This is a genomic window from Paraburkholderia diazotrophica, assembly GCF_900108945.1.
Taxonomy (GTDB): Bacteria; Pseudomonadota; Gammaproteobacteria; order Burkholderiales; family Burkholderiaceae; genus Paraburkholderia; species Paraburkholderia diazotrophica.
This window is the reverse complement of the sequence record NZ_FNYE01000023.1, coordinates 16,162-28,313: the sequence shown is the minus strand read 5'-3', so window position 1 is coordinate 28,313 and position 12,152 is coordinate 16,162. Positions and strand designations below refer to the sequence as shown.

Genomic DNA, 12,152 nt, shown 5'->3' with positions numbered 1-12,152 from the left:
CGGAAGGTGAGGCCTCGCTTGGTGTTGAATGACACATAGACGATAAATTTGGGACATTTTCTCGGATTATCGGCAAGAGAATAGACTTCTTTAGTGCCCGCCCCCTCCCACAGAAAGTCACCACTGCGGCGCAGTTCGCGCGAAGGCGCGTATGCACCCGGAGCATCTATGTGGCACGCAAGTCAAACGTCGTTCAGTGCGCCGCGATACGCAGCACGGTTGCCATCCAGTCGGTCCGCCGGCAAGAGAGCGCGCCGTGGTCACCCATCGACCAAATTGGCGAAGACCGGTGCCCCACGGCGAGTCGACTACATCATGGCTCTATAGGCCCGGCGGCGCACCTGATAGGTCAGCAAGCACTTCCTGCACCGGCATTAGTTGGAGCGGGGGCCCGGCCTCTCGCAGGCGAGCGCCCTAGTGAGCGGCTGCGATCACGGTTCGAGCGATAACCTCCGGCGCTTGGGCCCAACAATCATGCTCACCGTTTCGCGGCGTAGTGCCCCGTTTTGCCCGGCCACTTCCGATGCAATGCCTCCCCCCACGTGGAATGCGTCACCGCGGCCATGCTGCTGAAGCGCCCGGACACGATCGGCCGCAACTGTAGTTCGGCGCTATCCCGGCAGAATTGAATTTCGTCGAAATCCTAGATTCGACATTCGCTTTGGTTGCGAGATGAACGGAGCAACAAAGATTCTCAGACCCAACTGTGCATCGATCGGTAAAATATACTGTTGCAATGTTGGCGGAAGGACGGAGCCTCATTTTCACGCGCGATCATTTGGCGTATGCTCCTCACACAAAAACGACAGACCACCGATCGTGAGCCATTCCGGGAATTTCAGTTTTCTTGCCGAGCACTCACCACTCCTCGCGCAACTAGGCGCAGCAGCCGAGAACGTTTTCGCCCCCGACCCCAACACGACATTGATCAAGCTCCGCCAGTTCGGAGAGGCGATGGCGCAGGACTTGGCGGCGCGATTGGGCGTCGAGTTCGAGGAAATAGGCCAGGCCGACCTGCTCTATCGGCTGGAGCGAGAGGCTGGGCTTGACCGGACCATCCGGGGCATGTTCCATACCCTGCGCGTGGAAGGAAACAAAGCAACTCACGAGTTCAAGACGCAGCACAAGGAGGCCATGGACGGCCTCAAGGTCGCACGCGCGCTCGCCATCTGGTTCCATGAATCATTCGGCAAACAAGGGACGGCATTCAAGCCCGGCCCATTTGTTCCGCCCGCAGACCCCAGCGCGCATCTGCGCAACCTCCAGAACGAGATCGACCAGCTCAAGGCGCAACTGAAGGCCGCCTCGCAAACCCTCGAAGACAATCAGCAGCTTGCCGACCTCGTCGCGCAGGAAAAGCAGGAATACGAGACGCTCGCGTTGCAGATGGACGCTGAGGCGACGACGTACAAGGAGCTTGCATACGAACAAGAGGCTGCTCTCAAGAAGGCCCAGGAAGAATTCGACGCTAAGGTAAAGCAGTTGCAGGCGCAACTCGACGCCCAGCAAGCCAAGGAGGCGCAGGCGAGCACGAAGAAGGCGACGAAGAATCTCGTGCTGAGCGAAGAGCTAACGCGCATCCTCATCGACCAACAGCTAGTCGATGCGGGCTGGGTCGCGGACACACAACAATTGACATATGCGAAAGGCGCGCGGCCTGAGGCAGGAAGGAACAAGGCAATTGCCGAATGGCCCACGCTAGGCAAGCAGTCTGCCGATTACATACTCTTCGCGGGGATGATGCCGATCGCCGTGGTGGAGGCGAAGAGCATCAACAAAAACGTCGCGGGGAAGATCGGACAGGCTGAGCGATACTCGCGCGGCTTCCAACTTGCACTGGATCACTCTCCAGCATGGAAGGTAGCCGGACTACACGGACCATGGCCGGATGGGCAAGATGAATTTTTCCAGGTCCCATTCGCTTACTCATGCAACGGTCGCCCCTACATTGAGCAACTGCGCGAACAGAGTGGCACATGGTTCCGCGATCTGCGCGTGCCGTCGAATCTGGCCGATGCGCTCATTGGTTTTCACCAGCCCGAAGGTTTGATCGATCGATTGAAGCGGAGCAAGGAAGAGGCCGAAGCAAAACTTGCGCAAGAGGGCTTCGATTACCTGAGGCTGCGCGACTACCAAGTCAGGGCGATTCAGGGAGTCGAAGCAGCCCTGACCGAGGGACAACGCGCCATCCTCGTTGCAATGGCAACCGGCACCGGCAAGACCCGAACCATTATCGGTCTCATGTACCGGCTCCTGAAAACCGAGCGCTTCCGACGAATACTTTTCCTCGTGGACCGTACTGCGCTGGGCCAGCAAGCGACCGACGCATTCGACGAGGCATTGCTTGAACAGAATCAGCCGCTATCGAAGATATACAATGTTGCCGAGTTGGGCGATATGTCCGCCGAGGCTGAGACGCGCGTACAAGTCGCGACGGTGCAGGCAATGGTTCGGCGCATCCTGCAGTCTGACTCCCCTCCGGGGATCGATGAGTTCGACTGCATTATTGTCGATGAAGCACATCGCGGCTATACGCTGGACCAGGAAATGACCGAGGGCGAACTAGTAGTTCGCGAGCAGGCGCAATACTTGTCGAGCTATCGCCGGGTTCTCGACTACTTTGATGCTGTGAAGATCGGGCTCACCGCAACCCCCGCGAAGCACACGACCGAGATATTCGGCAAACCCGTCTACACGTACTCCTACCGCGAGGCAGTTGCCGACGATTGGCTGATCGACCACGAACCGCCGATCCGATACGAGACGCTGCTAACCAAGCACGGTATCAAGTTCGAGAAAGGCGAGAAGGTCACGGCCATCAATATGGCAACCGGCGAATTGGAACTCTCCGAGTTGGACGATGAGCTGAACTTCAATGTCGAATCCTTCAACCGCCGCGTCATTAGTGAGCAGTTCAACAAGGTCATCTGCGCCGAGTTGGCGAAGGAATTGGACCCGTTCGGCGAAGAGAAGGCCCTGATCTTCTGCGCAACCGACCTGCATGCAGACATGGTTACCCGCCTGCTCGGCGAGGCCTTCAAGGAGCAGTATGGCAATGACTATAACGAAGCTGCGGTGAAGAAAATTACCGGCCAATCAGACAAGGTGAGCCAGCTTATCCGTCAGTACAAGAACGAGCGATTCCCCAGCATTGCTGTCACGGTAGACTTGCTCACAACCGGCATCGATGTACCGCCAATTTGCCATCTCGTTTTCCTGCGCCGAGTCCGGTCCCGGATTCTTTACGAGCAGATGATCGGGCGCGCCACGCGCCGATGCGATGAGATCGGCAAGACCGTCTTCAAGATCTACGATCCAGTGGACATCTACGCGGCGCTTGAAGACGTGACGACGATGAAGCCGCTCGTGAAGGACCCGAACGTGAGCATCGAGCAGCTCATCGATGAGCTTACTAACCCGGCGAGCTTCGACGCGCCGGGCAGCACGCCCGAAAGGACGCATGCTCACGAGGTTCTCGACGCACTGAACCAAAGCCTGATGCGCGTGCTCCGGAAGGCGGCGCACCAAGCGGAAAAGAGACCAGCGCTGCAAGAACGGCTCGCCCGACTTGAACAGACGTGGGGCGTGCCTGCGAGCAAGCTACATGAACACCTGCATGAGCTTGGGCCCACGGGCGCGGCCGACTTCGTCCGTCAGCACAAGGAGCTACTCGACCAACTCGCCGAGGTGAAGCAACTTGCAGGGACGGAGCATATGCCGATCATTTCAGAGCATGCGGATGAATTGGTGCTCCGGGAACAAAGCTATGGCGAGTTCGGCAGGCCAGAAGACTATCTCGACAGTTTCACCAGCTTCATTCGCAGGCAGGTGAACGAGACGGCTGCGCTGTCAGTTGTCGTGAATCGACCGAGGGACCTGACGCGCGCAGACCTGCGCGCGGTCCGCCTGCTGCTCGACCAACACGGCTACACCGAAGCGAAGATCAGAACCGCGTGGCGCAACCAGACTAATCAAGAGATAGCCGCCAGCATAGTTGGCTACATTCGGCAGGCCGCGCTCGGCGAGGCCCTCCTCCCCTTCGATCAGCGCGTTTCACATGCGATGGAAGGGATTTACAAGATGACAAACTGGACTCCCGTGCAACGAAAATGGCTCGAACGACTGGCGAAGCAACTCGTGCACGAGGTGGTTATCGATGAGCAGTTCGTTAACACCACGTTTGCCAACGATGGTGGCGCGAAGCTGTTGAACAAGACGCTGGGCGGTAAACTCGATGATGTCCTGCAAGGCCTCGCCGGGGCGCTCTGGCCGCAAGTGGCATAATTCTCACCTTGGGGATCGCTCCGCCCGTGCGTCAGATCCCCGCGAACATCTCAAGAACTAGCCCCCATGACTAACAACGATATTGTCCAGAAGCTGTGGAACCTGTGTGATGTGCTTCGTGACGATGGCATCACGTACACTAACTACGTAACCGAGCTGGTGCTGCTGCTGTTCATCAAGATGGAACATGAGAACACGCAGAACGGCCTGCTCAGCAAGCACAAGCTGCCCGAAGGGGCGCGCTGGCCTGACTTGACCGGCAGGAGCGGGTTGAACCTCCTGAATCACTACCGCGCCATGTTGCTGTCGCTGAGCCAAAGCACCGACAAGCTGATCGCAGCCATCTACGCCGATGCACAGACGAGCCTGAAGGAAGCCCGCCATCTCGAGCAACTTGTCAAGAGCCTCGATGCTATCGACTGGTTCTCGGCGAAACACGACGGGCTCGGTGACCTGTACGAAGGTTTGCTGCAGAAGAACGCAAACGAGACCAAGTCCGGTGCAGGCCAATACTTCACGCCGCGCCCGCTCATCGACAGCATTGTCCACATCATCAAGCCGCAACCGGGCGAGACGATTCAAGACCCGGCAGCAGGCACCGCTGGCTTTCTCATCGCATCGGACGCGTACATCAAGGCGCAGACGGACGACCTCTACGATCTGAACGAGAAGCAGCGCGCATTCCAGCGCAACAAGGCGTTTGTCGGTATGGAACTGGTGTCGAGCACGCGGCGGCTTGCATTAATGAACTGCATGTTGCACGGAATGGAGGGCGATGATGAGGGAGTTGTCCACATCGGGAATACGCTCGGCAACGCGGGGGCCGCCCTTCCCAAGTCCGACATCATCCTGAGCAATCCGCCCTTCGGTACGGCGAAGGGTGGCGGAGGGCCAACCCGCGACGACCTCACCTACGAGACGAGCAACAAGCAGCTCGCTTTCTTGCAGCACATCGTGCGGCATCTAAAGGATGGTGGGCGCGCGGCGGTTGTTGTGCCTGATAACGTATTGTTTGACTCTGGCGTCGGTACCGACATTCGGCGCGACCTAATGAACAAGTGCAACCTGCACACGATTCTGCGTTTGCCGACCGGCATCTTCTACGCACAAGGCGTGAAGACCAACGTCCTCTTCTTCAACAAGGTGAGCCAGTCAGCGACCGATAGCACTAAGCAGGTATGGGTCTATGATCTGCGGGCGAATGCGCCGAAGTTTGGCAAGCGAACGCCTCTTTTGCGTGAACATTTCGCGGAGTTCGAAATAGCCTATGGCAAAGCTGTCGATGGAAAGAGCAAGCGCGTGGATCAGGGCGATAGTGGTCGATTTCGAGGTTTTAGTCGCAAATGGATAGCGGACCGTGGCGACAGCTTAGATATCGCATGGCTTAAGGACGAGAATGCGGATGATGCTTTCGATCTACAAGAACCTGCGGTACTTGCTAGAGAAGCTATGGACGAACTGAATGCTGCGGTTGATGGGCTGAGGGCGATCCTTGCCGAACTTGGTGAGGAGCTCGAATCGTGACCTCGAACCAATGTTTCGAAATACCCGAGTCGTGGTTGCACATCGAACTCGGCGATGTAGTCGACTACGGGAAGACAACGAAGGTCGAACCGGATGCAATCGGTCCCGAGACCTGGGTTCTCGAACTGGAAGACATCGAAAAGGATAGTTCGCGACTCATACAGCGCTGTACTTTTTCCGACAGAAAGTCGAAGAGCACAAAGAACGCGTTTAACGCGGGAGATGTACTGTACGGAAAACTTCGACCGTATTTGAATAAGGTCCTTTTCGCAGATTCAGACGGGGTTTGCACCACTGAAATCGTTCCTTTGCAAGGCAATCCAGCAGTGTATGGACGATACCTTTACTACTGGATGCGAAACCCGATATTCATTACCTACGTAAATCAGGTTAGCCACGGCGTCAATATGCCGAGGCTCGGCACGGATGCGGGTAAGAAGGCGCCCTTCATTCTGGCGCCTATGCCGGAGCAAAAGCGCGTCGCCGACAAGCTCGACACCGTGATCGCGCGCGTCGACGCGTGCCGGGAACGGCTTGATCGAGTTCCAGCGATCCTGAAACGCTTTCGGCAATCTGTGCTCAGCGCAGCAACGTCAGGCTCACTAACGGCACAGTGGCGTGCCGAGAACCATCGCGAGGAGGACTGGCCTCAAGTGCAGTTGTCGTCGGTTGCGGAGGAATTCTCTTATGGTTCATCGGCAAAGTCTTCCAGGACTGGCGCGGTCCCGGTACTTCGAATGGGTAACATCCAGGAGGGACAACTCAAGTGGACCGACCTCGTCTATACGTCCGACCCAATGGAAATAGCGAAATACCGCTTGAAAGCGGGCGATGTCCTGTTTAACAGAACGAACAGTCCGGAACTGGTCGGAAAGACTGCGGTGTTCAATGGGGAACACGACGCGATTTACGCGGGATATCTGATCAAGGTTCGATGCTCGGACCGACTGTTGCCCGATTACCTTAACTACTGCCTCAATAGTCCAGCGGGTCGGGACTACTGTTGGCGAGTGAAATCGGATGGTGTAAGTCAATCGAACATTAACGCGAAGAAGCTTGCCGCGTTCGAGTTCTTGCTCCCTTCAGTCAGGGAACAAAACGAGATTGTCCGCCGAGTCAGGTCGTTGTTTGCCTACGCTGACACCCTTGAAAGCCGTTGCGCAGCCGCGTACGGGTTAGTCGAAAGTCTGACGCCAGCACTGCTCGCAAAAGCCTTCCGTGGCGAACTCGTTCCGCAGGACCCGAACGATGAGCCAGCCGCCGAACTGTTGAAGCGATTGGCGAACCAACGGTCAGGCGAAGGCAAGGCGACGAAGGGCACGCGTGCAAAACGCGCCGCACCCGTTGCACCGCGCGAAGAAGAACCGACCTCCGTCGAGTAGCATTTCGCTCGGCGCGTCACGACATGGCGGGGGCGCCGCGGGGCGCGGCGATAGCCCCCCCGCGCTTCTATGCGCCCATACTCCCGCGCTTCTTTGGTAAAAAATGGCCGCACCACGGGAGTCGGTCATACCCCGCCCGCGCGACGTCGGGTTTTTCCCCTCCCACCCCCAGTTCGCGGGGATTTTTTTAGAGCCAGGACGACGATCGCGCGCGCCGCCCTGTCTACGTCCGCGCAGCGGGGCTTGCCCTCAATTCTGGACCCAGTGGTCAATGCACAGGCTTCGGCAACCAAGGCACGGTGCTCGGATAGCGGTCGCGCTGCATGTGCCACTGCGGCTCTTGCTGTTCGGGGTAATCGTCCGAATCGTGCAAATTCTGGCGGTTTCCACGAAAAACAACCTACAGATCAACGACTTGCGTAACTCATGATTGTGCGACACCCAGGAAACGGCAAACCCGTGTGGGGCAAGCCTCTGCGCACGGCAACCGCCAGAATTTGCACGGTAAGTACGATCACCCCTACTCAACCTGCCGTAGGCGTGTCGCGCGATTTGTGCCTATCTGAATCATTGCATCAGGCGAAAAGTAACCTGTCTACGCAGTGAAGGTCGCCAGGGTCGAAATAGGGTTTTGCCCAGGTGTCATTCGTTGACAAAAACCATTGCGCATCAGCTGCGGCCTGCGACTTCATGGCAGGAGGGTTCTCCGTCGCCTGTTTGGCTGTTGAAGAAAGTCGGTCCAGAAAGTCGAAGTGGTCCACAAGAGCCAACGCTTCGATCGCGAACGCGGTTGCGACATCCGGTCCGTAGATGGCCAGCAGGTTGTCGGCGTTGTGCGTTTCTCCGCCAAGCGCGAGGTTGGACGAGCCACAATAGACAACGGGGTTGTCACCGTTAAATCCGCATACGACAAACTTGTGGTGAACTTGGTGGCCGATGCCTCCGATATTCCGGACCTGGTTAAAGGGCGGCGGGAGTTTTGTTTTTGCGGGTTTGCCTGTTACCAGAACACCAGTTGTCTTTCCCGGCGCATACAGACAGATGCCGTCGGTGCTATCAGAAATTCCGTAGCTGAATATTTTCTGGTTCTTGTGTACCTGCTTCAGCGCATCAAGGACTGGACCGCTACCTTCGTCAAGCGCCATCACCGCGAAGAGGACACTGCCGGTCGTCACTTGCTTACCTTCCTCGTTGATCCGGTCTGCGATCGACTGGAGCACCTGACTTGCAAATGCCTTGGTGTGGGGTGCAAACGTAATCTCGGTCCTCGGTGTCGTGGATTTCGAAGTAGAGAAGGTCCAGTTGGAGATCGGAGATGAAACGAACGCGTTCAGTTTTGCGCTCCCGGACCACGCCGTATTGAACAGATCGGCGTACTTGGCGACTACTTCCTTATCCTCATAACCGATAACATGATTGGAGTTTACGTAGAGACCGGTAATCGAATAGTTCGTCGATCCAGTCAGTACTTTGACGGGGGTGTCACCCTGGTAGACAATGAGAATCTTGTCATGTGCATATCGTTCAAAATGCCCTCGAAGTATCTGGGTGGGTTGCTTTGATCGCTCGGTAGCGTCGGTCTCTGACATGCTTTTCGCAACCGTGACGAACTGCTTTTCGAACACATCCTCGGGTTTTGAGTCTGTCTCGGAATGATGCAGAGCCGCGTCGTCGAGAATGATCCGGATTCGCCCCTGCTTGGCGAGTTCGAGCAACGCCGAAACGATCGTCGGTTCGTTCAGATCGTACGCAAAGACGTCGAGGTACTTTGCCTCATCCTCAACTACATCCTTCAGAAGGCTAAGAATTTTTTGACGGGCGGTGAAACCAAGCCATCCATATTCATCGTCGAAGGTGAAATTCTGACCCTGCGCATTGGTCCCCGCGATCGCCGTCGTATCAAAAACAAGGTTATCCTCTCCTTTCGGTTCTATGGGGGCGTGAAGGCCGAAATGATTGACGAATGCTTGGGACTGTGTAAAGCCCCGTGTGAATCCAAGCTCGATATTCCCCTTCGCAAACGGCACTACCTTTATCGTCAGCGACACACTGAGACTCGGGTCGAGCGGTTGCAGGATCCCTCCATCGTTGAAGTATCGGGGTGTAGCGGTGTATGTGTATTCACCCAGAAAAGGCGAGATTCCCTGGTGCACGGAACCCGGGATGTGGATCCAGCGAAACTTGTGGATCGGAGCATTGATGCTCGCGTTTGGTGGTTGGCTTTGGTCCTGGGCATGATCTCCTGGATTTTCAAATCGCAGCGTATTATGAATAAAGTACGGCGACTGACCGTCAGGTTTGCATTGAATCGTGAAACCAGCGAGATTCTTTGCATCACGCTCGTCCGGAAGATTGAACGCAAGCAGGGTTTTCGCGTCTCCTGCGTAGGCTTTCAATAAGAGCTTCGTTCCCGATTGCTGGACAAAGGATGACATGGACTGTTCCCCTATAGCGGCGGCATGGATGATGATTGACTCTTGTTTCCTTCAGGCAAACCACTGCACAAACATGTCGGCGCAAGTTCACGGAATTGTGCGATCCGATCAGGGTTAAAAAAGTTGGCCGACCGAGCTAGATACTGCTGGTCGGATCGCCTTGGAGCATGACTGGCACCACCTGATTGAAACTCCACGGTTCCCCGTTCCCGGTGCGGCTGAATTCGAAAATAACGTTGAATCGATCGCCTGGCCAATGGGAGGGAATATTCTCGACGGTTGGGGCGAGCGCGGTCGCGATGCTCGCAATGTCCTCGTGCTGCCAGCAGACCAACGTTATGCCGTCAATCTGAGCGATTGCCGCCGCGAGGTCACCTTCCTGACCTTTCCCAAAGTTGAGGTTGACATCGATTCCCAGTTTCGCCGCGAGTGGTGAGACCGTTTCGAGGGGACGTCGGCTCTTGCTACCACTATTGCCCGCCGCGATTTCGGAATGCGTTGCGGGGGCCGAAGCGAAGATTGCAGCCGGTCTGGGATATGTCCCTGCGTGATCAAGCGATGGAGCGAACAGCTCCGTCCATATTCCCGCCCGTTGCCAGCCGCGCGGTGTTAAGGATCTGGAGTCGGGGGCTCCGGACCCATCGATTCCAGTGTCTCCACCCGCCTCTGGTTTTTCAGCGTGGCGGATAATCAGGACGGTTTGTTCAGACATCGTTGTTCTCCTTAGCGCTAGGCGTCGTGTGGTGTTTCAGTAGCGCCTAAGACCTCCTTCCGGTGCCGGCGTGCGCAGCCAAAGCCGCTTCTGGGTGCTGCAGCCATGCCCCCTCGGAATTGGATGATCCCTGTGCGCAAGCGTGTGAGGTTCTTAGGTCGGGTACCCTCCGGCTCGGGTTTCAGAATCGGCTGGACGTTGCTCACTGATCGGAAACGTCCTTTGGATTTCCATGGTCGTCGGTGTTCGTCTCCTGCGACAAGAACCTGACGAAGAGCGCGATGGTTTCTCCGCCTGAAAAGCGAACAAACAAAGCACCGTCGCCGTTGATGCGATTGTCCTCTGCGAAGTGGCCGCGATTGCCCTGCATCATATGAATGTCGTGGACCCCTCGCCCCAGGGCGAATCCCACTTCTTCCGTTGTTTGTGAGTCGTCGAACATGTCGCCGACTGCGACTATCACTGAGGAGGAATCCTGCTTCGCGCGTTCAATCTGCGCATCAAGTAAGGCGGAGAGTGTGATTCCGCTGCCGTCTGGCGGGATGGGTGCCATTTTGTCGAGGGGAAACAGTTCATCCCGAAGGTAATCAAGTCCATTTCCACCGGGTCCATCTTTGAGCGCGTTAAATCCGTGTGAGCCGACCGTAACGCTGCCCAGATCAAGCTTCGTGTTGTTTGAGTAGTTCTGGTCGAAAAAGGCGAGTACCTCGCTTCCTTCGACCGACTGGATGTTCACAGCGATGCGGTACGGCGTGCCAGCCGCGTCGACCAGGATTTCGTAGTGTGGCGAATTCCCATGAGGGTTTTCTTGACCATCGGTAATGCGTCCCACCAGTACGCCATATACATACTTCGAGGTGGCCTTGCGAAAGCGGTTGGACATTTCGGTTCTCCCAAGTATGGGGCGCGCGCGGATCGTCTCCCTGTGCGAGACGCTTTCATCCAATCCAGATTTCTGGAAAGCAAATAGCGTCCTGCCCTCCGATTACAAAGGAAGGGGAAACTCAGGAAGCAAGGAATGTAAGGCTATGGTCCGCGAAATATACTTGGTCTTGGGCGGATTCACTGTGAATACTCTAGGTCAAAAATGCCGACACCGTGAAGTTTTTCGCACCATGCCGCATTACGCGCACGGAATTTTGATGAGCTTTGCAAAGAACCTACAGCCATAGGATGACGCGCTCATGCCGCGCCCTACCCATATGGCGGCTTTCTATTACCCCGCTGCAACCGATCAACCCAAGATACGTCCACTAAACAAGTGCTCCCGTAGCGCTAAACACTTTCAAGTGTTCGGGCTGACACCTTTCAGTTCAAGCAGCACTTTGATTCTTTTCTTCCGGGAGAATCGCTTATGGCCGTCTCCTTGTCGTTGCTACTTTCCGGCATTGATTCCGAACACAACTTGCGCAGCTGCATTGACTGCATTCATGAGCGAGAGCTGCACTGGACAAGAAAAAGACATTTCGTCATAAGCCAGCGTTTCGATCGGCGAGTTTAGACGCTTGGGTATCGTGCTTTGCAGATGCGGATTTAAGAAGTTCACTTCCCGATCTCCTCCTTGTTCGAAGGAGAAGAAAATAGACGTCCTGCAACATCGTTAGCCGCCGCTCAACAGTCAGCAGGCAGTTCCATGGCGGAGGAGTTTGGGTGCCCGCTGGGGCTTAATTGCAAAATGCTGCTTAATAAAACGTTTTGTTTAACTTTGCAGTGTGGGATAACACACACAATTAAATAGTCAGAACTTTCGTCTCTTAACCCTCTATCTACGATTCTTGTCACATACCAAAGACGTAAGTACATGCGTCGTGCTAT

Annotated in this window: 7 protein-coding genes; 4 read left to right on the top strand and 3 right to left on the bottom strand. The window is 56.0% G+C overall.

What is annotated here, in order from left to right:
• Nucleotides 1–819 precede the first annotated feature (819 nt).
• From hsdR to BMW76_RS25285, 3 genes are all read left to right on the top strand, one after another.
• Entirely contained in the window at nt 820–4,284 is a 3,465-nt protein-coding gene (hsdR, locus tag BMW76_RS25295) for a type I restriction-modification system endonuclease (protein WP_177200490.1), read from the top strand.
• A 66-nt stretch (nt 4,285–4,350) separates the two neighbouring features.
• Nucleotides 4,351–5,808, top strand: a complete 1,458-nt coding sequence (locus BMW76_RS25290; protein ID WP_090870176.1) for a class I SAM-dependent DNA methyltransferase — start codon at nt 4,351–4,353, stop codon at nt 5,806–5,808.
• Complete coding sequence (locus BMW76_RS25285; protein ID WP_218162556.1) at nt 5,805–7,190, top strand: restriction endonuclease subunit S; 1,386 nt, start codon at nt 5,805–5,807, stop codon at nt 7,188–7,190. The genes BMW76_RS25290 and BMW76_RS25285 overlap by 4 nt, the downstream gene beginning before the upstream one ends.
• Nucleotides 7,191–7,765: 575 nt before the next feature.
• On the opposite strand, the gene BMW76_RS25280 is transcribed toward BMW76_RS25285, so the two are convergent.
• A complete protein-coding gene (locus BMW76_RS25280; protein ID WP_090870174.1) occupies nt 7,766–9,625 on the bottom strand; it encodes a phospholipase D-like domain-containing protein in 1,860 nt (619 codons plus the stop codon).
• Between the two features lie 160 nt (nt 9,626–9,785).
• Here BMW76_RS25280 and BMW76_RS40480 point away from each other — a divergent pair, with 160 nt between their 5' ends.
• Nucleotides 9,786–10,061, top strand: a complete 276-nt coding sequence (locus BMW76_RS40480) for a hypothetical protein (protein ID WP_143062310.1) — start codon at nt 9,786–9,788, stop codon at nt 10,059–10,061.
• Nucleotides 10,062–10,539: 478 nt separating this feature from the next.
• Here the strand turns inward: BMW76_RS40480 and BMW76_RS25270 are convergent, their stop codons facing one another.
• Nucleotides 10,540–11,220, bottom strand: coding sequence for a DUF2278 family protein (locus BMW76_RS25270; RefSeq protein WP_090870170.1), 681 nt, complete (start codon nt 11,218–11,220; stop codon nt 10,540–10,542).
• A 492-nt stretch (nt 11,221–11,712) separates the two neighbouring features.
• Nucleotides 11,713–11,883: a hypothetical protein gene (locus BMW76_RS41270; RefSeq protein WP_177200489.1), complete on the bottom strand. Its 171-nt coding sequence runs from the start codon at nt 11,881–11,883 to the stop codon at nt 11,713–11,715.
• Nucleotides 11,884–12,152 lie beyond the last annotated feature (269 nt).

Coding starts and splice junctions, on each gene's coding strand:
- BMW76_RS25290 (WP_090870176.1), top strand. CDS start 4,351: ATGACTAACAACGATATTGTCCAGAAGCTGTGGAACCTGTGTGATGTG.
- BMW76_RS25280 (WP_090870174.1), bottom strand. CDS start 9,625: ATGTCATCCTTTGTCCAGCAATCGGGAACGAAGCTCTTATTGAAAGCC.
- BMW76_RS25270 (WP_090870170.1), bottom strand. CDS start 11,220: ATGTCCAACCGCTTTCGCAAGGCCACCTCGAAGTATGTATATGGCGTA.